The organism is Palleronia rufa (assembly GCF_000743715.1).
GTDB lineage: Bacteria > Pseudomonadota > Alphaproteobacteria > Rhodobacterales > Rhodobacteraceae > Palleronia > Palleronia rufa.
Window position 1 is genome coordinate 1 of the sequence record NZ_JQEY01000007.1, and the last position, 21332, is coordinate 21332.

At 68.5% G+C, this 21332-nt stretch carries 19 protein-coding genes, 1 pseudogene and 1 riboswitch; of the genes and pseudogenes, 13 read left to right on the forward strand and 7 right to left on the reverse strand.

Annotation, left to right across the window (positions count from 1 at the left end; genetic code table 11):
- Window positions 1-7 precede the first annotated feature (7 nt).
- Both KW83_RS10525 and KW83_RS10530 read left to right on the forward strand, forming a co-directional pair.
- Window positions 8-724, forward strand: a complete 717-nt coding sequence (locus tag KW83_RS10525; protein ID WP_268745543.1) for a glycosyltransferase — start codon at window positions 8-10, stop codon at window positions 722-724.
- A gap of 45 nt (window positions 725-769) precedes the next feature.
- Window positions 770-1702, forward strand: coding sequence for an IS5 family transposase (locus tag KW83_RS10530; protein ID WP_036173704.1), 933 nt, complete (start codon window positions 770-772; stop codon window positions 1700-1702).
- Window positions 1703-1757: 55 nt separating this feature from the next.
- Here the strand turns inward: KW83_RS10530 and KW83_RS21465 are convergent.
- Window positions 1758-2589: pseudogene (locus KW83_RS21465) on the reverse strand (transposase); the annotation flags it as partial.
- A gap of 433 nt (window positions 2590-3022) precedes the next feature.
- Here KW83_RS21465 and KW83_RS10545 point away from each other — a divergent pair.
- Complete coding sequence (locus KW83_RS10545; protein WP_200879676.1) at window positions 3023-4585, forward strand: alkaline phosphatase; 1563 nt, start codon at window positions 3023-3025, stop codon at window positions 4583-4585.
- Window positions 4586-4822: 237 nt separating this feature from the next.
- On the opposite strand, the gene KW83_RS19915 is transcribed toward KW83_RS10545, so the two are convergent.
- Together KW83_RS19915 and KW83_RS10555 are read right to left on the reverse strand one after the other, a co-directional pair.
- Complete coding sequence (locus KW83_RS19915; protein WP_081904566.1) at window positions 4823-5215, reverse strand: universal stress protein; 393 nt, start codon at window positions 5213-5215, stop codon at window positions 4823-4825.
- An 83-nt stretch (window positions 5216-5298) separates the two neighbouring features.
- Window positions 5299-6318, reverse strand: a complete 1020-nt coding sequence (locus tag KW83_RS10555) for a ribose-phosphate pyrophosphokinase (RefSeq protein WP_036178271.1) — start codon at window positions 6316-6318, stop codon at window positions 5299-5301.
- 193 nt (window positions 6319-6511) lie between these two features.
- On the opposite strand from KW83_RS10555, the gene KW83_RS10560 reads away from it, so the two are divergent.
- Complete coding sequence (locus KW83_RS10560) at window positions 6512-7105, forward strand: 2-hydroxychromene-2-carboxylate isomerase (protein ID WP_036178273.1); 594 nt, start codon at window positions 6512-6514, stop codon at window positions 7103-7105.
- Window positions 7106-7107: 2 nt separating this feature from the next.
- Complete coding sequence (locus KW83_RS10565; protein ID WP_051928435.1) at window positions 7108-7902, forward strand: alpha/beta fold hydrolase; 795 nt, start codon at window positions 7108-7110, stop codon at window positions 7900-7902.
- 709 nt (window positions 7903-8611) lie between these two features.
- Here KW83_RS10565 and purD read toward each other — a convergent pair.
- A complete protein-coding gene (gene purD / locus KW83_RS10570; protein WP_036178275.1) occupies window positions 8612-9877 on the reverse strand; it encodes a phosphoribosylamine--glycine ligase in 1266 nt (421 codons plus the stop codon).
- A 108-nt stretch (window positions 9878-9985) separates the two neighbouring features.
- On the opposite strand from purD, the gene xseA reads away from it, so the two are divergent.
- Window positions 9986-11551: an exodeoxyribonuclease VII large subunit gene (xseA, locus tag KW83_RS10575; RefSeq protein WP_036178277.1), complete on the forward strand. Its 1566-nt coding sequence runs from the start codon at window positions 9986-9988 to the stop codon at window positions 11549-11551.
- 228 nt (window positions 11552-11779) lie between these two features.
- Here xseA and KW83_RS10580 read toward each other — a convergent pair whose 3' ends face one another.
- Window positions 11780-12373, reverse strand: coding sequence for a hypothetical protein (locus tag KW83_RS10580; protein WP_235191406.1), 594 nt, complete (start codon window positions 12371-12373; stop codon window positions 11780-11782).
- Window positions 12374-12497: 124 nt separating this feature from the next.
- On the opposite strand from KW83_RS10580, the gene ftsY reads away from it, so the two are divergent.
- Window positions 12498-13664: a signal recognition particle-docking protein FtsY gene (gene ftsY / locus KW83_RS10585; protein ID WP_036178279.1), complete on the forward strand. Its 1167-nt coding sequence runs from the start codon at window positions 12498-12500 to the stop codon at window positions 13662-13664.
- Here ftsY and KW83_RS10590 read toward each other — a convergent pair whose 3' ends face one another.
- Window positions 13665-14162: an MgtC/SapB family protein gene (locus KW83_RS10590; RefSeq protein WP_036178281.1), complete on the reverse strand. Its 498-nt coding sequence runs from the start codon at window positions 14160-14162 to the stop codon at window positions 13665-13667. It lies immediately after the preceding gene.
- Between the two features lie 66 nt (window positions 14163-14228).
- On the opposite strand from KW83_RS10590, the gene KW83_RS10595 reads away from it, so the two are divergent.
- Together KW83_RS10595 and KW83_RS10600 are read left to right on the forward strand one after the other, a co-directional pair.
- Window positions 14229-15134, forward strand: a complete 906-nt coding sequence (locus KW83_RS10595; protein ID WP_036178283.1) for an EamA family transporter — start codon at window positions 14229-14231, stop codon at window positions 15132-15134.
- Window positions 15135-15142: 8 nt separating this feature from the next.
- Window positions 15143-15730 (forward strand): inner membrane-spanning protein YciB, encoded by a 588-nt coding sequence (locus tag KW83_RS10600; protein WP_036178285.1) that lies wholly within the window; start codon window positions 15143-15145, stop codon window positions 15728-15730.
- Here the strand turns inward: KW83_RS10600 and KW83_RS10605 are convergent.
- On the reverse strand, window positions 15678-16622 hold the full coding sequence (locus tag KW83_RS10605; protein ID WP_152563564.1) for an alpha/beta hydrolase family protein: 945 nt from the start codon (window positions 16620-16622) through the stop codon (window positions 15678-15680). The two genes, KW83_RS10600 and KW83_RS10605, sit on opposite strands and share 53 nt — an antisense overlap.
- A gap of 127 nt (window positions 16623-16749) precedes the next feature.
- A riboswitch (SAM riboswitch) is annotated at window positions 16750-16829 on the forward strand.
- 47 nt (window positions 16830-16876) lie between these two features.
- Between KW83_RS10605 and metZ the strand changes: the two genes are divergently transcribed.
- The 4 genes from metZ (at window position 16877) to KW83_RS10625 (ending at window position 21329) form a co-directional block, all read left to right on the forward strand.
- Complete coding sequence (gene metZ / locus KW83_RS10610; RefSeq protein WP_036178287.1) at window positions 16877-18058, forward strand: O-succinylhomoserine sulfhydrylase; 1182 nt, start codon at window positions 16877-16879, stop codon at window positions 18056-18058.
- Between the two features lie 90 nt (window positions 18059-18148).
- Window positions 18149-19246, forward strand: a complete 1098-nt coding sequence (gene folE2 / locus KW83_RS10615; RefSeq protein WP_152563565.1) for a GTP cyclohydrolase FolE2 — start codon at window positions 18149-18151, stop codon at window positions 19244-19246.
- Window positions 19247-19250: 4 nt separating this feature from the next.
- Window positions 19251-19847: a GNAT family N-acetyltransferase gene (locus KW83_RS10620; protein ID WP_161785486.1), complete on the forward strand. Its 597-nt coding sequence runs from the start codon at window positions 19251-19253 to the stop codon at window positions 19845-19847.
- A 33-nt stretch (window positions 19848-19880) separates the two neighbouring features.
- Window positions 19881-21329 carry a TrkH family potassium uptake protein gene (locus KW83_RS10625; protein WP_036178291.1) on the forward strand — a complete coding sequence of 483 codons (1449 nt, stop codon included), beginning with the start codon at window positions 19881-19883 and terminating at the stop codon, window positions 21327-21329.
- The last annotated feature ends 3 nt before the right edge of the window (window positions 21330-21332 follow it).

A 21332-nucleotide genomic window follows, 5' to 3' on the forward strand; every position in this document is an offset into this window, starting at 1 on the left:
GTCCGGCTTGGGTTCTGGCGGAACTGAAAAGATCGTCGCCATGTTGGCGGGGCATTTCGGCAGTCGCGGGCATGAGGTCGTCGTGCTCGCGATCCACGGGTCTCCCGCGAACGGCTATTACACGATGCCGGAGCGAACGGTCGTCAGGAGCATGGAGGCGGAAGAGGGCCCCGACGCGGCCAAACGGACCATGCGTCGAGTGTCATGGCTTCGGAAGACGTTCCAGGACGTCCGGCCGGACCTGATTGTATCCTTCCTGACCAAGATCAATATCCAGACCACGGCGGCGTGTTTCGGAATGTCGATTCCCCGGATCGCGTCCGAGCGGAACAATTTCAAGACGCAGCCCATGCACTGGCTCTGGCGCCTTGCAATGGCTCCGACCCTTGCGATGGCGAATGCCGTGGTGATGCTCACCAGCGGTTCTATGAACGCGCTTCCCGAATACGCACGTCGCCGCGCGCGAGTCATCCCGAACCCTTGCCCCCCGATCGTCCGGCATCCGCCGATTTCTGTGCCGCAACGCCTGATCGCCGTGGGACGCTTATGCGACCAGAAGGGCTTTGACACGCTCATCCGTGCCGTCGCGCTCGCCCGCCAGAATGTCCCTGACCTATCGCTGACAATCTATGGAGAAGGTGAGAAGCGGGGTGAGCTAGAGGCCCTGCGCGACACTTTGGAACTCTCAGGGGCGGTGGCGATGGGCGTTGTTGCAGAACTCTAGCCGTAAAGGATTCACATCGGGAATTCATGCGCTTAGACGAGCAGCATGAGCAAGCCCAAGCCCGCCCGCTACCGCACGACGAACTGGTCCACCTACAACGATGCGCTCAGGAAGCGCGGGTCGCTGCTGATCTGGCTGGACAAGGAGATGACCTGGCACGCGCCGCATGAGGGACGCCCGGGGCGCCCCCCGGTCTTTTCGAATGCCGCGATACAGTTCTGCCTATCGATCAAGGTTCTGTTCAAGTTGCCGCTCAGACAGACTGCCGGGATGGTCGCCAGTCTGCTGCGACTCGCGGGGCTGGACTGGCCCGTTCCGGACTACTCGACCCTGTGCCGTAGGCAGAAGACCTTGAAGGTTCAGATCCCCTATCGCCGTGCTGGCGGGCCACTGAACCTGCTGGTTGATAGCACCGGCATCAAGTTCCTCGGCGATGGCGAGTGGCAGGCCCGGAAGCATGGCATTCAGGGTCGCCGCCAATGGCGCAAGGTGCATCTGGCGATGGACACCGCCACCTCGGATATCCTGGCCGTCGAGTTCACCCACAGCCGGGAAGGCGACAGCCCCGTCCTGCCGGACCTGTTGGGCCAGATCCCCGAAGACGAAGACATCGGCACCGTGACCGCGGACGGCGCCTACGACACCCGCCGCTGCCACGGCGCCGTCATCGCACGCGGTGGCACGGCAATCATACCCATCCGAAGGAACGGTCGGGCTTGGAAGGAGGACTGTCCGGCTGCCAAGGCACGCAACGAAACCCTGCGCGCCACGCGTCACTACGGTCGGGCGTTTTGGAAGCGGTGGACCGGATACCACGCCCGAAGCCGCGTGGAGGCCAAGATGCGATGCCTGAAGGCCTTCGGCGAGCGCATCGCCGCGAGAGACCCAGACCGCCAGACCGCCGAAATCCACATCCGTGTCGCCCTTATCAATCGCTTCAACGCGCTCGGCACCGCCGAGGTCGTCCGCGTGGCCTGAACCCGAACGGGAAAGGGACACTCACGCCTCAGGCGGCCTTTCTGCAACAAAACCTGCCCGCGCCCGTGACGGCGACATGAGCGATGATCTCGCGGTCGAAGGCGTCGATGACGAACGCCACCCGGACCTTCTCGCCGTTCCAGCAGGTGATCTCGCAGGCGTCCGAGCACCAGCGCAGTTTCGAGGCCATGACGGCGACCTTGCCGTCGTGGACGCGGCCCTCCCGCGGCCCGTGGACCGCTCCAGCGTCAGGCCGTGCTGGCCCAGAATGCGCAGCACCCGCTTGCGGTTGACCGGCTCCAACCCTGCCGCGCTGCGCTGGCGGTTCAGCAGCGCCGTGATGCGCCGATAGCCGTAAGTCGGGCATGCGTCGACGAGGCGGCGCAGGGCGGGGAGCAGGTCGTCGTCCTCGGCCTTGCCGTAGCGCCCGCGGGGCTTCGACATGCCCGCAGCCCTGGCATGGCGCTGCGAGCGGCTCACGCCGATCGTCTCGGCCACGGCCTTCATCGGCGGCGACAGCGGCAGCGACATCCGTTTTTTGCCCCCGACTTGGCCAGAGCCTCCTTCAGAATCTCCACCTCCATGGTCTTGCGACCGAGCAGGCGTTCCAGGTCGCGAACCCGATCCTCGAGCTTGCGGACCTCCGAGGCACCGACCACCGGCTCGTTCTTCCCGACCGACATGGCGCCCCCCTCGGCCATCAGGCGCCGCCAGCGGAACAGCAGGTTCGGGGCCACCCCGATGCGCCTGGCGACGCCCGAGACGGACCCGCCGTGCGCCAAGCTCTCCTCCACAATGCGCAGCTTCTCCTGCGCGAGCCAATAGCGGCGACCGGCAACGCCGGTCATCACCTCGACGCGGGGTCGATCTTCGTTGGGCACAAGCATGTCCCCAAGCACAGGCTTGGGCCGTCCATCGTCATGCCAGGCTGTCCGGGCAAAATGGGGGGCAGTTCCCATCGACTTTCCGGCACATGGTGCAGGACACCGACATGCCCCTCCAACCGCAAGTCGATCCCGCGCGCGAAGATCGAGGACGGCGGAACCGATGCTCCGCCGCCTACGGCCTGCGCGACAGGTCTTCGCGCTGACCACGGTCATGTTCATCGATGCGTGGGACATGCAGTGTGCGACGTCGAACGGCGACGATCATCGCTTCCTCCGCCCTGGGTCGTCATCCCCGCCCCCAGCGCCAAGCCTGGGACGTCGCGCGCCTGGCGTGAGCCAAGTTTTCACGCATCTGTCGCATGACGGTCACCCATCCGTTGTGTGAAACGGCTATGCTCTTCCCGCGATCCATGAACAATCCGGGGGATATACCTTGACATCAAAAATTTCCGTCTCGCTGGCCGCGATCCTGTGCGCAGGCGCCGCCTCGGCCCAGGATCTGCCGCAATCCGGCAACGAGTGGTTCACGGCCGCACAGGAGACCGTGCAGGCTGTGCTCGACCGGCAGCCGAACACCAACCGCGCCAAGAACGTCATCATCATGATCTCCGACGGCAACGGCGTCGGTACGAACTATGCGTCTCGCCTGTTCGCGGGTCAGCAGGAGGGCGGTTTCGGCGACGGCTACGTTCAGCCCCAGGAAGCGTTCCCGAACCTTGCGCTGGTCAAGACCTACAACACCAACGCCCAGACCCCGGATTCGGCGGGCACCGCGACGGCGATGATGTCGGGCATCAAGACCAAGGCCGGCGTGCTCGGCGTGACCGACGCCGTCGTGCGCAGCGATTGCGCCACGGTCGAAGGCAACACCGTCGCGTCGATGAACGATGTCATGAGCGACATGGGCAAGGCCACGGGAATCGTGACCACCGCGCGGGTCACCCATGCCACGCCCGCGGCGGCCTACGCCAAGAGCGCCGACCGCGACTGGGAGGACAGCGTGCCTGATGGCTGCACCGCCCAGAAGGACATCGCCAGCCAGCTCATCGACGCGATGGAGGCCGGCACGGTCCTGGTCGCCATGGGTGGCGGGCGCCGTCACTTCCTGCCCGAAGGCACCGCGACCGAAGAGGGCGGCGAAGGCCGCCGCGCCGACGGTCAGAACCTGATCGAGACGGCCACCGGGATGGGGGCGCAATACGTCATGGACCAGGAGACGTTCGACGCGGCCAACCTGGACGGTTCGACCCCGATCCTGGGCCTGTTCGAGGACAGCCACATGCAGTACGAGGCCGACCGCGAGGGTGAGCCGTCGCTGGCAGAGATGACCGGCGCCGCCATCGAGGCACTGTCCGCGGCGGGCGGCGACAACGGATTCTTCCTGCAGGTCGAGGCCGGCCGCGTGGACCACGCCAACCATGCTGGCAACCTGGCGCGCACCGTGCGCGACCAAAAGGCCTTTGCGGATGCCGTCGCCGTGGCCGACGAGATGACCGACGATGCCGACACGCTGATCGTCGTCACCGCCGACCATGAGCACGCGATCGCGTTCAACGGCTATTGCGGCAGAGGCTCCGATATCCTGGGACTGTGCATGGAGATCAACGAGGCCGCCCCGGAGGCGTTGGACACGCCGACCCTGGGCGCCGACGGGCTGCCTTATACCGTCGCCGGCTACCTGAACGGTGCGGGATCGGTCCTGGTCGAAGAGATGCCCCAGGACGACAGCACCTCGGCCCCGGCCGACATCGACACCGGAGAGGCCAGCGCCGACGCCGGAGCGGCCGTATATTCCGGCGACCGGTCGGCGATCGAGGGAGCGGACGTGACCGATCTCGACTATCTCCAGCAGGCGCTGATCCCGATGGAGTCGGAGACCCATTCGGGAGAGGACGTGGCGGTTTACGCGAAGGGGCCGTATGCGCATCTCTTCGACGGGACGATAGAGCAGAACGTGATCTTCCATGTCATGTATCGGGCCGCAACGGCGGAGTGACCGCACCGTAAGGCAGGGGCGGGCGATACGTGTCCCCCGCCCGCCACCGTTCGCCCTACACGGACGGCGCCGCCGTTCCGCGGCGCTGGGGGAGGTACGGCCCGAGCATCACGGGCCGTACCTGCGGCTGGCTGCCCCTAGCAGATGCGGGCGGAACGCCCGGTCCTTCCGATCCGCCGCCGCCCTGCCCACGCGACTGGTGCTGGTCGCCCCGCACCAGAGTTCGGCGGGCCGCCGCTACCGGATCACATGCGCCGAACAGGACGCGCGGCGGACGATGCGCCCGTCGGTCGACCCCGGGAAGAAGTCCTGGATGCCCGGGTTATGCGACCGCAGGACGATGACATCGTGTTTGACCTCTCTTTGGTAGGCGACGATGGCGCCTGCGGAGCTACCGGTCTCGACGGTCCCGGTGTGATCCGTCTCACCCGACAGGGCCGCGCCGAGCTTTCGCTTCACCTCGCCGCAGGCGTTTTCGTGGGCGGGATCGGGAAAGCTGACTTCGCGGTACCGAGACGGCGCCGAGCGCCTCGACCTCTGCGCCCGGGCGACCCGAACGAACTCGGCAATGGTTTCGGGATGACCGGGCGCGACCGCGATCAGGATGCCTCCTGGCTCCTTCCGGGCCAGCCGGGCGAGGTTCTGCCTTGACCCAGATCAACCCGTCGCGGACCTGGTTGCGCGGCCGGCGGACCGCCGCGCGTCCCGAGCGGTCAATCCTGGGTATAGAGACCTTCGTAGATCGGTCCCAGCGTCTCATGGTCGAACAGAGAGCTGACGCTGGTGCCGTTCCAGATATTCATGATCGCCTGGGCGAACATCGGCGCGGTGGGCACGATCCGGATGCGCTCGCTGTCGCGCACGGGCTGTGTCGGCTCGATGGAATCGGTGATGACGAGGCTCTTCATCACCGAGTCGTCGATCCTTCCCACTGCCGGGCCGGACAGCACCCCGTGCGAGATATAGGCGTGGACCTCTGACGCGCCGACCTCCAGCAGCGTCTCTGCTGCCTTGCACAGCGTGCCGGCGGTGTCGCAGATGTCGTCCACGATCACGCAGGTCTTGCCGGACACGTCGCCGATCACCGTCATGTCCGCAACCTCGCCCGGCTTCTCGCGGCGCTTGTCCACGATGGCCAGGGGCGCGCCGATGCGCTTGGCCAGTTCCCGCGCCCGCGCCACCCCGCCCACGTCCGGAGAGACCACCATCACATCGTCCATCCGGCCGCGGAACGCGTGCTTGAGGTCCAGCGCGAAGACCGGGGACGCATAGAGATTGTCCACCGGAATGTCGAAGAACCCCTGAATCTGGGCAGCGTGGAGGTCCATGGTCAGCACCCGCTCGATCCCGGCCTCGGCGATCATGTTGGCGACCAGCTTGGCGGTAATGGGCGTGCGTGCCTTGGTGCGCCGGTCCTGCCGCGCGTAGCCGAAATAGGGGATCACCGCGGTGATCCGCGCGGCCGAAGACCGGCGCAGCGCGTCGGCCATGATCAGCAGTTCCATCAGGTTGTCGTTGGCCGGGTTCGAGGTCGGCTGGATGATGAACATGTCCTCGCCCCGGACGTTCTCATAGACCTCCACGAAGATCTCGGCGTCGTTGAAGCGCCGGACCTTGGCATCGACCAGGGTGAGGCTGGTGCCGCGGTGCATGGACATGCGCCGGGCGATGCCCTTGGCAAGCGTCTGGTTGGCGTTGCCGGAGATAAGCTTGGGATCGGCGGAATGGGGCATGGGCAGTCCTTGGGCGGCCGGGTGCCTGTTGGGAATCGGCACGCAGGGGCCGGGTAGCACAGGGCGCGGCGCGGCAAAACACGAACCCTTCGGTCGGGGCCGTTTGTCGGCGGGCGGACCGGCCCGCGCGTTGACAGGCCCGGCGCGCGGCGTAGCTGTGGGCCGGACCGAAGCATCAGCCGGGAGGCGACCCATGGCCCGTATCGACTATTATTTCAGCCCGATCTCACCCTTCACCTATCTGGCCGGGCAGAAGCTTGAGGAGATCGCCGGGCGGCACGGCGCCGGGATCGCCTATCGCCCGCTCGACGTGGCCCAGCTTTTCGGGCGGACGGGCGGGGTGCCGCCCCGGGACCGGCATCCGAACCGTCAGGCCTACCGGCTTCAGGACATGGCGCGCGTCGCCGCCATCGAAGGGCTGGACATCAACCTGAGGCCCGCGCACTGGCCCACCAACGCCGCCCCCGCGTCCTTTGCCATCATCGCGGCGCAAGACGCCGGCGGGGGCGATCTGGGCGCGCTCGTCCACGGGATTTGCCGCGCCTGCTGGGCAGAGGAGCGCGACATCGCCGAGGACGCCGTGGTGGCCGAAGCGCTGGAGGCGGCGGGGTTCGACGCGGGCCTCGCTTCCGGCGGGATGCTGGCCGGCGCCGAAGGCTACGCCCGCAATCTTGAGGACGCCGTTGCCGCCGGCGTGTTCGGCGCCCCGTTCTACATCACGGACGACGATCAGCGGTTCTGGGGACAGGACCGGCTGGCGCATCTGGACTGGTATCTGGGACGCTGAGCGTGGAGGGGATCCGCGCGGGGCTGCGGACGCGTTGGAGCCGGGTCGGGACGGGACCGCGACGCGGGCTGTTCCTGCACTGCTCGCTGGCCTCCGCCCGGTCCCTGCGCCCGGTGCGGGAGGCGCTGGGCGACGTGCTGACCAGCGACGCGCCGGATCTGCCGGGTCACGGCGGCAGCGGCGACTGGGACGGGCAGGGCGACTACCTGACCCGCGCATCGCAGATGGCCGAAACGTTCTGCGACGGCCCGACAGACCTCATCGGCCATTCGCTGGGCGGGGTCGTGGCCCTGGCGCTGATGGCGCGCCGCCCCGATCTGGTGCGCAGCGCGGTCCTGGTCGAGCCGGTGTTCTTCGCCGCGGCACGCGGCACCGCGGCCCATGACAGCTACCGGGCCGACCACGCGACCATGCGCGAGCGCATGGCAGAGGGCGACCGCATGGGGGCGACGCGGGCCTTTACCGGCCTCTGGGGCACCGGTACCTGGGACGGTCTGCCCGACCCGGTGCGGGAGGCGATGGCCGCGCGCATCCATCTGATCGCCGAGACGCGCCCGGGACTGGATGGCGACAGTACCGGGATCCTGGCGGATGGGCGGCTCTCATCCATCCCGGCGCCCGTCTTGCTGGTGCGCGGCGCCGACACCCATCCGGTGATTCCGGAGGTCTTCCGTACCCTCCGCGCACGGCTTCCTTCCGCGGTCGAGGCCGTCGTCCCGGGCGCGGGCCACATGGCGCCGATCACCCACGCCGGCAAGGTCGCGGCGCTGATCCGGACGCATGTGGAGCAAGCCTGACGCGGGCGACGCAGAGCGAAGACCGGCGGGGAGGCCGGTGTCGTGGCGGGGTATGGTTCCGGCGCGGGGTCAAGGCGCCCGGCGCGGCCGACCGGGTGGCGCCCAGCGCATCGGTGCCGCGGCAGGCGCGATGGGATTGGCCGACGGTGCCGCGGGACGATGCGAGGCGGCGAAGATTCGGCCGCCCGCTCGGGAAGCGGACGAGGCGCCCGGTGTGTCGCATCGACCACATCCACAGGTGATCCCGAGGGATAGAAAGACCCCGGCGCGAAAAAGGCCGCCATGTGCCGCGCCCTCCACGCCCGCGGGCCGGATTTTCGGGGGCGGTCATTCGCGGACCCGGACCGGACGCTAGGCCCGCTGCGATACGTTGGTCTGGCCGGATGTTCCCGTGCGCGTCCGACTTCCTCGGTGGCTGCGGATCGTTTCGGCACCGGGCGCGACGCGGCCCGAGATGCCGGAGGGCCGCCCGGAGCAACTCTTTCCGCCGTTCCCTCGCGCCATCCGGGACAGCGGACGGCGGCCCGGCGCGCCACTTGCCCGACTCGCCGGCAGCAGGAACCTGGCCGTCTTGGATGGCGGGGGCGAAACCGGAGCCGTTCCGGAAGCCCGAAATCGAACTGAACGGCTTCTACCCCTGCGTCGGCCGGACGACCATGTTCGCGTGGACCGCCTGTGCGAAGAGGCGCCGGATCCCGGCGATCTCCTCCTAGGACAGCGCCCGCCAGCCGATGTCCCGGCGAAAGACACCTTCCGGCCAGTCCACGGCGTCGGCCATGGCATAGACCCGCTCGCGCGCCTGGCGCAGGTCGTCCCCGCGCGCGGTGACCGACAGCACCCGACCGCCGGTGGCCAGCAACCGGCCTTCGGACAGGGCGGTGCCGGCGTGAAAGACCACTTGGCCGGAGGTGGCGGTCAGCTGCTCCAGGCCGCGGATCTCTGTTCCCCGGACCGGCTCTCCCGGATAGCCCTGTGCCGCCATGACCACGCACATGGCATGGTCGTTGGCCCAGTTGACGCGGGCGCCCTCCAGCCGCCCCTCGGCGCAGGCCTGGATCAGGTCCAGCGCCTGGGCGCCGAGGCGGATCATCAGGCACTGGCACTCCGGATCTCCGAAGCGGGCGTTGAACTCCACCAGGCGGGGCGCGCCGTCCTCGATCATCAGCCCGACATAGAGCACTCCCGAATAGGGCGTGCCGCGGCGGGCGAGCTCTTCGACACAGGGCCGCACGATCCGGTCCAGCGCGGCGGCGGTCACCTCTTCGGTCATCACCGGAGCGGGGGAGTAGGCGCCCATGCCGCCGGTGTTGGGGCCGGTGTCCCCTTCTCCGATGCGCTTGTGGTCCTGCGCGGTGCCGATGGGCAGGATCCGGGTGCCGTCCACCAGCACGAAGAACGACGCCTCCTCGCCGGTCAGCAGGTCCTCGACCACCACCCGCGCGGCGGCTTCGCCGAATTGGCCGGCGAAGATGTCGTCGATGGCGTCCAGCGCCTGTCCGACCGTCTCGGCCACGGTGACGCCCTTGCCGGCGGCCAGCCCGTCGGCCTTGACCACGATCGGTGCACCCCGCGCCTCCACATAGGCGCGGGCGGCGGCGGCATCCGCGAAGCTGGCGTAACCGGCGGTGGGGGCGCTGGCCGCATCGCAGAGCGCCTTGGCGAAGCTCTTGGAGGTCTCCACCATGGCCGCGTCGCGATTGGGGCCGAAAACGGCGATCCCGGCGTCCCGGAGCGTGTCCGCGACACCGGCGGCCAGCGGCGCCTCCGGTCCGACGATCACCAGATCCACCGCGTTCTGCGAGGCGAACTCCGCCACCGCGGCGCCGTCCTCGGTGTCGATCCGCGCGGTTTCGGCGATGCCCGCGATCCCGGCATTTCCGGGGGCCACGATCAGCCGGTCGCATTTCGGGTTCTGCAGGACCGCCCAGGCCAGCGCATGCTCGCGCCCGCCGCCGCCGAGAATCAGGATGTTCATGGGCGCGCCCCCAGTCTCTTTTTCGCGGTCCGGGTTAGCGGGGCGCGGGGCGATTGTGAAGCCGCGCGGGCCTTCCGCCCGTCCGCCGCGCGCGCTAGGGTCCGGTCCATGGACATGTTCGACGACCCGCCCGGCCCCGACGACAATTCCGATGGCAACGCCCATGATTACACGGTGTCGGAGATCTCCGGCGCGGTGAAACGGGTGCTGGAGGACGAATTCGGCCGGGTTCGCGTGCGCGGTGAGGTGGGCCGGGTGTTCCAGGCCCGCTCCGGGCATCTCTATTTCGACGTCAAGGACGACCGGAACGTGCTCGCGTCCGTGGTGTGGAAGGGACAGATCCCCGGCCTCACCCAGCGCCCCGAGGAGGGACTGGAGGTCATCGCCACCGGGCGGCTGACCACCTTCGGATCGCAATCGAAGTACCAGCTCACGGTCGAGGACGTGCGCCCCGCGGGCGTCGGCGCGCTGATGGCGATGCTGGAAAAGCGCAAGGCCGCGCTTGAGGCCGAAGGGCTGTTCGCGGCCGAGCGCAAGCGCCCGCTGCCCTACCTGCCGGACGTGATCGGCGTGGTCACATCGCCCTCCGGTGCGGTGATCCGCGACATCCTGCACCGCCTGCGGGACCGGTTCCCGCGTCATGTCCTGGTCTGGCCGGTGGCCGTCCAGGGCCGGGACTGCGCCGCGCAGGTGGCCGCGGCGATCCGCGGATTCAACGAAATAGCGCCAGGCGGTCCGGTGCCGCGCCCCGACCTGCTCATCGTGGCGCGCGGCGGCGGTTCGATCGAGGATCTGTGGGGATTCAACGAAGAGATCGTTGCCCGCGCGGCGGCGGACAGCGCGATCCCGCTGATTTCGGCCGTCGGTCATGAGACCGACACCACGCTGATCGACTACGTCTCCGACCGCCGGGCGCCGACGCCCACCGCAGCGGCCGAACTGGCGGTCCCGGTGCGTGCCGAGCTTTCGGCCTGGCTGGACGGGCAGGCCGAGCGGCTCGCGGCGACGCTGGTCCGCGCGGTCGCGCTCCGCCGGCAGCGGCTCGCCGATCTGGCGCGGGCCCTGCCGCGGCCCGATACGTTGACCGCGGCGGCACGGCAGCGCCTGGACTGGGTGGATCTGCGGCTGCCCCAGGCGCTTGGCACCGGCCTGACGGCGCGGCGGGCCTATCTGGCAGAGCTGGCCGCCGGCCTCCGGCCCGCCGCGCTGCGCGACCGGGTCGCCGCCGCGCGCGAGGCCGCCGCCCGGCTGGGCGCGCGGCTCCTCCCCGAGACGCGCCGCGGGATCGAGCAGCGGCGCGGCGCGCTGGCCGCCCTGTCGGCCCGGCTGACCCCGCGGCCCATCGCACGGGACGCATTTCGCGCGCATCGCGACCTCGACGCCACCGCCGCGCGCCTCGACCGCGCCTTCGCGGACCGGCTCTCCCGCGCGCGCACGCGCCTCGATTCGGTGGGCCGGCTCCACGCCAGCCTGGGCTATGTGGAAACCCTGAACCGCGGTTTCGCCCTGGTGCGCGCCGGCGATGCGATCGTTACCGATGCGGCCAGCGCCGGCACCTTCCCACGGCTCGAGGTTCAGTTCCGCGACGGAAAAGTTCCCGTCGCCACCGCTGGCGCGCCGCGGCGCCGGACCCCGCCGCGGTCCGAACCGCCGGAACAGGGCAGCCTGCTCTAGCGCGCCGCCCCTTCATCTTTCCAAAAATATCCCGGGGTTCGGGGCAGCGCCCCGAACGGGCAGCGCCCCGAACGGGCAGCGCCCCGAACGGGCAGCGCCCCGAACGGGCAGCGCCCCGAACGGGCAGCGCCCCGAACGGGCAGCGCCCCGAACGGGCAGCGCCCCGAACGGGCAGCGCCCCGAACGGGCAGCGCCCCGAACGGGCAGCGCCCCGAACGGGCAGCGCCCTCAGACGCCGACCCGCGGGCCGGGGCAGAGCAGCGGCGCGTCGCTGATGCGGGTCTCGTAGAGCGCGCGGTCGGGCGCTTCCCCGTCATCGACGACGGTGGCGCTCAGCCCATCGCCGTTCCGGAAGAACAGCCAGCATTGCGGGCCGAGCCCGTCCTCATAGACGAAGCAGATCGCCGGACCTTCCGGATACCAGCGCCCGTCGTGGCAGTCGTCGCCCAGCGCAGCCCAGCGAACACGACGGTCTTCGAAATGCTGCTCGATGCCGTAGGGCGCCCCGTCAACCGAATAGACCAGGGTGCGATCCCGCGTATAGGCGTCGAACTCCTCTGCGGTGATCGGCGTCTGGGCAAGCGCCGGAGCCGCCAGGCCCGCCAACCCGGCCGCAAGATACCCGCGCAGAACCCGCCCGCCGCCCGTTCTGCGCAGGAGTGCCGTGCCCGCGGCACCGAGCGACAGCAGACGTTGTCGCGGTGACGGCGCATCCGCCAGGACCGTCCCCGCGCGACGAGGGGCCGGCGCGTTTCTGCCCGGGGTGACCCCTGGGAAAAGGAGAGCCAGAGCGGCCAGCGCCCCGCCGAGAATGACGGCCATGTGTCCCTCCCGGACCGCAATACGTACAATTGCAGGAAACCATGGTCAGCCGGCAATACAAGCGCCGCCTTTCACACCGGGCGATTTCGGCCTATCTGGGCGGAGACCGATGCGCGGAAAACCCATGTCCTTTTTCGACAAGCTGAAAACGAAGCTCTTCAAGTCGTCCTCGAAACTCGACGAGGGGCTCGATGCAATCGTGGAGGAGGGCGGCGCGGTTGCGCCCGCCGATGCACCCGAGACCGCGCCGGCACCGATCTCCGAACCGGCTCTGCCCCCCGAACCGGCGCCTTCCCCAGACCCCGCTGCGCCCCCCGCTGCCGCGCCCGCGCGACCGGATCCCGCCGGCCCGCCGCCGGAGTCCGCTCCGGACCCGTCCCCGATGCCCGATGCGCCGCGACAGGGCGGGATGGTGGGCCGGCTCTTCGGGCGCCGCGCGGCAGAGGCGCCTGCACTGCGCCGTCCCCTGGACGACGAGATGCTGGAAAGTCTGGAGGATCTGCTGATCACCGCCGACATGGGCGTGGACACCTCCGCCCGGGTCACCGCCAACATGGCCGAGGGACGTTTCGGCCGCCGCATGTCCAGCCGCGAGATCAAGGAACTTCTGGCCCGGGAGATCGCGCGGATCATGGAACCCGTGGCGCGTCCGCTGCCGGTCTACGCCAAGACGCCCCAGGTGGTGCTGGTGGTCGGCGTGAACGGGTCGGGCAAGACCACGACCATCGGCAAGCTCGCCAGCCAGTTCCGCGCCGCGGGCAAGTCGGTGGTGATCGCGGCGGGCGACACGTTCCGCGCCGCGGCGGTGGAGCAGCTCCAGGTCTGGGGCGACCGCGCGGGCGTTCCGGTAATGACCGCGCCCCAGGGATCGGACCCGGCCAGCCTGGCATTCGACGCCATGGCGCGTGCCGAGAGGGACGGCGCCGACCTGCTGCTGATCGACACCGCCGGGCGGCTTCAGAACCGTGCCGACCTGATGGAAGAGCTGGCCAAGATCGTGCGCGTCATCCGCAAGAAGGACCCGGAGGCGCCGCACAACACTGTCTTGGTGCTGGACGCGACCACCGGGCAGAACGCCTTGAGCCAGGTAGAGATTTTCCAGAAGCTTGCGGATGTGACCGGACTGGTGATGACCAAGCTTGACGGGACCGCCCGGGGCGGCGTTCTGGTGGCCCTGGCCGACCGGTTCGGGCTGCCGATCCACGCCATCGGCGTGGGCGAGCAGATCGACGACCTTGCGCCATTCGACCCCGAAGAGTTCGCGGCGGCGCTGACCGGGCTCGATGCCTGATCAGTCTTTGCGCCCGTTGTCGGTCCCGAACATCTTCTCGACCGCGCCGAAGAGGGCAATCACCACAAGCGTGAGCACGGTCGCCATCGCGGCCAGGGCGATCTGTCCCGCGCCGCTGGCAAGCCCGATCGCGCCGGCCAGCCACAGCGATGTCCCGGTCGTGATGTTGCGGACCCGCCCGCCCGAGGTGAAGATCAGCCCGGCTGCCAGAAACGCGACGCCGGCGGTGACGGCCTCGATCAGCCGGATCGGATCGGCGCGCTTGGCCTGTTCGCCGCCGAAATCGAGCTGCGCCAGCTCCAGCCCGACCAGTGTGAAGAGGCAGGCGGCAATGCTGACCAGCATATGCGTGCGCAATCCCGCCGGCTTGGCGTGGGTCTCGCGCTCGAAACCGATGACTCCGCCCAGTACGAGAGCCGCGAGCATCCGCAGGAAGGCGACCCCGGCCGGAACCGCGCTGAACGACGTGACGAAATCGGGAAACAGCGGACCGGTCATCGGCGTTTTCCTCTCCCTCCGGGAACCCAACATCCAGCGCCGCGCCGCGTTCCCGGGACGGGTCGCATGGCAGAGCTGATCCTTTCGCTGGAAGGGACGGCCCAGGGCCGGACGCTGGCGCTGATCCTGGCGCTGACGGCGGCGGTGCTTCACGCGATCTTCGGTGCCTTGCAGAAGGGGCGGCACGACCCCTGGATCAGCCGCATGGCCATCGATAGCGCCTACGGGATCATCGCCCTGCCTATCGCGCTTTTCGTGGTTCCCTGGCCGGAGCCGCACATGTGGCCGATCTTCGCCGGCGCCTTCGCGATCCACCTGAGCTACAAGCTGGCGCAGGGGTCAACCTACGTCAAAGGCGCCTACACCGTCGTCTACCCGGTGGTGCGCGGGACCGCGCCGCTCTTTGCCGTCATCGGTGCGACCATCGTGTTCGGTGAGACCTTCTCGGCCGGGCAGTGGCTGGGGGTGGCGGTGCTGATGTCAGGGATTTTCGGGCTGGCGGTCTACAACTTCGTCTATCTCGACGTGCAGCGCGACACGCTGCCCGCGGCCTTGGCCCTGGCGGTCCTGACCGGCGGCCTGGTGGCCCTCTACACGACCTGGGACGCCTACGGCATCCGGTCGACCGCCAATCCCTTCACCTTCCTGATGTGGTTCTTCGCCATCGACGGGCTGACCTTTCCGCCGCTGGTCCTGCTGTTCCACCGCCGCGCCGTGGCACGGATCCACGATTGGGGCGCGCTGGCGCGGCGCGGACTGATCGGCGGGCTTGTGGCCTTCGGCTCCTTCGGGTCGATCATGATGGCCACCCGGCTCGACAAGGTCGGAGAGGCCGCGGTGCTGCGCGAGACATCGACCGTGTTCGCGGCGCTGATCGGCTGGCTGATGCTGGGTGAGAACGTCGGTCCGCGCAGGCTGGCCCTCATGGCCCTGATCGCGTTAGGAGCGGTCATCGTGGAATTCAGCGGGTAGCAGCAGGCATGAGTAAATCGACCCTCAAGACCGTTCTGGAACTGGGCCCCATCGCGGCGTTCTTCGTGGCCTACCTGCTGCTGCGCGACCGGACGTATATGGTGGCGGGAACGGAATATTCGGGCTTCGTGCTCATCACCGCGGGATTCGTACCGCTGCTGGCGCTGTGCACGTTCCTGCTGTGGCAGCTGACCGGCGAGCTGTCGAAGATGCAGATCGTCACGCTGGTGCTGGTGGTCGTGTTCGGTGCTCTGACGGTCTGGTTCAACGACGAGCGGTTCTTCAAGATGAAGCCCACCCTCATCTACCTGATCTTCGGTGCGATCCTTGGCGTTGGCCTGCTGCGGGGCAAGAGCTACCTGCGCAGCGTGATGGGCGATGCCGTTCCCCTTGACGGAACCGGCTGGATGATCCTGACACGCCGGTTCTGCGCGCTCTTTTTCGGGCTGGCGCTGCTCAATGAGGTCGTCTGGCGCACCATGTCCACGGATGCCTGGGTGAATTTCAAGACCTTCGGGCTGACGGCGGCGATCTTCGTGTTCTTCATCCTTCAGGGGCGGCTGTTCCGCGAGCACGGGACCGGATCGGACGACTGATCCCGCGCCCCGGCAGGTGCCGCGCAAGCATCCGCGACCAGCGCGGCTGCGTGGCTGAGGGCACATGGGCGGCCAGCAGCGGCAGCGGCAGACGGCGCGGGTCGCGCAGCAGATCCCGGTAGAGCGCGAAGACGCCGGGCCGCAGGTAGCACGACCAGTGGCAGACCCGCGCGGAGGCCGGACCGATCGGATAGCCGAGGCGGTCCAGCCCGTCGCGCGTCGCGTCGTCGTCGATCTGCAGGTCCAGCCAGTTGGACGGCGCGCCCGGCAGTCCGTCCCCGATGGTGCGGTCGGCAAAGCCGGTCAGCGCCTCGGTCAGGGCGTCGAAAAGGTCGTTCTCGCGGCTGGTGACGTTGACCACCTCGGCCCGCCGGCCCGCTGGAGAGGCCAGCGCCGCGCGCGCCTCGTGCCGGGGCACGGCACCTGACAGCAGCACGACCCGGCCGATCGCGCCCTCTGGCGCCAGCGCCAGCGCCCGCAGGCAGACCCGCGCGCCCAGAGAATGGCCGACCAGATGCACCGTGCGACCCCGCGCGGCCAGGGAGGACACCAGCCCCGCCAGTGCCAGGGCGGCGGCGCCAGACCGGCGCCAGGCCCGCCAGAAGCTCCCCCGCGCGCCCCAGCCGAAACCGATGGCCAGCGGCTCGGCCGCGGCGCCGTCGCCCACGCCCAGCCGCGCGGGCCAGGAGGCGGCGCGGCGCCCGCGGCGCTGGCTTTCCATGGCGAACAGCGTCCGATGCGGGTCCGTGGCGGCGCCTGCCGGGTCGTACTTGTAGCCATGGACCATGGCGATGACCGGGGCCTCGGGCGGCAGTTCCGCGAGCGCCGTTCCCAGCGACCCCGCGACATCCAGCCCGCCGTCCCGCGTCACACTCACCGAAAGTAGCGGCATCTCCTGCTCTCCCGGCCGGAGCGGCCCGTGTCTTCTGTCCGGCGTCTATACAGGCGCTACGACGAACGGGTGACGGTGAGGTAAATGCCCGATGACGGTGCTTGACGGTTTCACGCAACGGGCCTACCGCTCCGGTCGTGGCGATTTGTTCACCGGATTGCGGGCCACGTAAAACATTTCCGCTAAAGAGGTCGGTCGCCGGATGGCGCCCCGACACTTGATCGGTGGGGGCAATGGCGAGAGGACGATACCCCATGGCAGACGATTGGAACACCCGGACGAAGCTGGTTCACGGCGGCATCCGCCGGTCGCAATACGGCGAAGTGAGCGAGGCGATCTTTCTCACGCAGGGCTTCGTCTACGACAGCGCGCAGGCCGCCGCCGACCGGTTCGAGAACCTGGGCGAGGATGAGTTCATCTACGCCCGCTACGGCAATCCGACGGTCAGGATGTTCGAGGACCGCCTGGCCTCCGTCGAGGGGACCGAGGATTGCTTCGCCACCGCCTCCGGCATGGCGGCGGTGAACGCGGCGTTGATGGCGGTGCTGACGGCGGGAGATCATGTGGTGTCGTCCCGCGCGCTCTTCGGGTCGTGCCTCTATATCCTTGAGGAAATCCTGCCCCGCTTCGGGGTCGAGGTCAGCTTCGTGGACGGCACCGACCTGGAGCAATGGCGCGCCGCGATCCGCCCCGACACACGCGCCGTGTTCATGGAGACGGTATCGAACCCGACACTGGAGGTCATCGACCTGCGGGCGGTCGCGGCCCTGGCCCATGACGCCGGCGCGCTGGTGATCGTCGACAACGTCTTTGTCACCCCCGTTTACAGCCGCGCGGCGGCGCTGGGCGCCGATGTGGTGGTCTATTCCACCACCAAGCATATCGACGGTCAGGGCCGCGCGCTGGGCGGGGCGGTCTGCGGCACGCGCGCCTTCGTCCGCAAGGTGCTGGAGCCGTTCCTGAAACATACCGGCGGCGCGATGTCGCCCTTTACCGCGTGGATCATGCTCAAGGGCATGGAGACCCTGGATCTGCGCGTCCGGGCCCAGTCGGCAAGCGCCCAGACTTTGGCAGAGGCGCTGCGCGGCCATGCGCGTCTGGCGCACGTCGCCTATCCGGGCCTGCCGCGCCATCCCCAGCACGCCATCGCGCGGGCGCAGATGACCGGCTTCGGCACGGTGCTGGCGCTGGACCTCAAGGGCGGGAGAGAGGCCGCGTTCCGGTTCCTGGATGCGCTTCGGATCGTCACGATCTCGAACAATCTCGGTGACGCCAAGTCCATTGTGACCCACCCCGCCACCACCACCCACCAGCGCCTGTCCGAGGAGACCCGCGCCGCGCTGGGGATCGGCCCGGGGCTGGTGCGGCTGTCCGTCGGGCTGGAGGACACGGACGATCTGCTGCGGGACCTTCGCCAGGCGCTGGACCACGCCTGAGTCGCGGCAGATAGATGTATTTTGACGCAGTTCGTGGATCGAGGCGGCATGCGTCCCTATCTTGGGTGCGATGATCCCGGAGGGCACGACATGAACGTTCATCAACCCGGCTTCGGCCGCGAACCGGACAGCGACGAGGCGGCGGAGCTGCTCAAACGGCTGCGCCTCTGGACTGCGAGCGCCACGGTCGAAGAGATCGAGACCGTCGATCCGGCCCTCCGTGCACTGCTCGGCGGTCCGGTCGCGGAATATCCCGCCTTTCGCCGCGCCTATCCGGACGAATTCGCGGCCGATCCGGCCTACCGGCTGAGCCTTCCGGATCTGCAGAACGGTCCGGCAAGCCTGATCCGCGGCGCGCGGAAGAGCATCCAGCACGTGGGGATCTCGAACTTCCGGCTGCCCATCCGCTACCTTAGCCGCGACGGTGCGGCGCATCTGCTTGAAACATCGGTGACCGGCACGGTCAGCCTGGAGGCCGGAAAGAAGGGCATCAACATGTCGCGCATCATGCGCACCTTCTACGAACACGCCGAGGAAACGGCGTCGTTCGAGGTGATGGAGCGCACGCTGGACGCCTACAAGGAGCGGCTGGAAAGCTTCGATGCCCGGCTGATGATGCGCCTGTCCTACCCGATGCGGGTCGAGAGCCTGCGCTCCGGCCTGTCGGGCTACCAGTACTACGATCTTGCGCTGGAGGTGATCGACCGGGGCGGGGTGCGCATCAAGGTGCTGCATCTCGACTATCTCTATTCCTCTACGTGCCCCTGCTCTCTGGAACTCAGCGAACACGCGCGGCGGGAGCGCGGCCAGCTTGCCACGCCGCATTCTCAACGGTCGGTGGCGCGGATCTCTGTGGTGGTCCAATCCGGACAGATCCTGTGGTTCGAGGACCTGGTCGAGCTTTGCCGGGCCGCCGTGCCGACCGAAACGCAGGTGATGGTCAAGCGAGAGGACGAACAGGCCTTTGCCGAGCTGAACGCCGCCAACCCGATCTTCGTGGAGGATGCCGCCCGGCTCTTTGCAGAACGGCTCCAGGCAGAGCCACGCGTCGGCGATTACCGCGTCCTGGCCAGCCACCAAGAGAGCCTGCATAGCCACGACGCGGTCAGCGTCCTGACGGAAGGCGCGACTTTCGACACCGGCAGCCTGGACCCGCGGCTGTTCCAGTCGCTCTACCAACTTGGCTGACGACGTGCCTGAGCGGGGCGTCCGAACCCGGCTCGGGGACGGCACCCCGGCACTGATCCGCGACGTCGGTCCGCAGGACGCGGCGGCACTGGCCGAGGGCTTCGACGGGCTGTCGCGCGAAAGCCGCCTGTTCCGGTTCCTCCACGCGGTGGAGCGGCTGCCGCCGTCCGATATCGACATGTTCACCCGTCCGGACCACGTCCTGCATGAGGCAATCGGCGCCATCCTGATCGAGGGCGGCCGGAAGCAGCCCGCTGGAATCGCTCATTTCTTCCGCGGACAGGCGGATGAGGCCCGCGCGGAGATGTCGCTGGCGGTGATCGACGCGGCGCAGGGCAGGGGGCTTGGCTCTCTCCTCCTGGGCCGGCTTCTAAAGGTGGCCGCAGCGCGCGGGATCGCGCGCTTCGACGCGTTCGTGCACTCGCAGAACCGCGCCATGATCCATATGCTTCTGGCGCTCGGCGCCGACGAGCGACCAGAGGTCGGGCTGCGCGTTTTCGTCCTTGCCGTCCACCGCGATCCGGAGGCGTATCCCGCCACGCCGACCGGCGATGCGATCCGTGCGGCCTACGCATTGGAGTCTGCGCCGCTGGCCGCTTGACACCCCCCGGCCAGGTGGCCAAGCGTTCCGCTCATGATCGACCTTCGCCCTGTCGGATATGTGATCGGCCTGCTGGTCGCCAGTCTGGGGGCATCGATGCTGGTGCCGATGAGCATCGATCTGATCTACCGCAATGGCCACTGGCCGGTGTTCCTGAATGCCGCCGTGATCTCCATACTGACGGGCGGGCTGGTGGCGCTGTCCTCGGTCAATGCGACGACCGCGCGGCTGAGTTTGCAGCAGACGTTTCTGCTGACCACCCTGGTCTGGGTGGCGCTGCCGGTGTTCGGCGCCCTGCCGTTCCTTTTCTCGCCCCTCGAAGCCGATGTGACCGACGCCTTCTTCGAAGCGATGTCGGGCATGACCACCACCGGATCGACAGCGTTCAGCGGGCTCGACGACTTCCCGGAGGGGCTGCTCTTGTGGCGCTCCATGCTGCAATGGTTCGGCGGCATCGGCATTGTCGTCGTGGCGATGGTATTCCTGCCCGAACTGCGGGTCGGGGGGATGCAGATCTTCCGCTCGGAAGCGTTCGACACGATGGGCAAGATCCTGCCGCGCGCGGCCGAGATCGCCAGTCAGATCAGCTGGATCTACGTCGTTCTGACCATGCTGTGCTTTCTGAGCTACCTGACGCTGGGCATGTCGAGCTTCGATGCGATCAACCACGCGCTGACCACGGTCTCGACCGGCGGGTTCTCGACCACGGATGCCAGCTTCGGCGCGTTCCAGGGGCCGCCGGAGTACGTCGCCAGCATCTTCATGGTCCTGGCGAGCCTGCCTTTCGTGCGCTACATCCAGCTTGTGTCCGGTACGGCGCGGCCATTCTTCCGCGATTCACAGATCCATGCGTATCTTTTGGTCATCACCTCCATGGCCGTGGTGCTGGCGCTGTTCCAGATCGTCGAGGACGAGCGCGGCTTCGAGGAGTCGCTGCGGGAGGCGTTCTTCAACGTGACGTCGATCATCTCCGGCACCGGATACGCCAGTGTGGACTACCAGCTCTGGGGCAGCTTCGCGATGGTGGTGTTCTTCTTTATCGGCCTGATCGGGGGCTGCGCGGGATCGACCTGCTGCTCGGTCAAGATCTTCCGCTACCAGATCCTGATGTCGGCCATCGCCACCCAGATCCGGCGCATCCATTCGCCCCATGGCGTCTTCGCCCCGAAATTCGACGATCGCCGCGTCTCCGAGGAGGTCCTGTCATCGGTCATGGCATTCTTCGTTCTCTTCGTGGTGTCCTTGGGGGTCTTGTCCGTGTCGCTGGGGATGACGGGGCTGGACTTCGTCACGGCGACCTCCGGGGCGGCGACGGCGATCGGCAACATCGGCCCCGGTCTGGGGCCGATCATCGGGCCGTCGGGCTATTTCGGGCCGTTGAACGACGGGGCCAAATGGTTGCTGATCGCCGGGATGCTGGTCGGCCGGCTGGAACTCATGGCGGTCTACGTGCTCTTCACCACCGCGTTCTGGCGGGGCTGACCC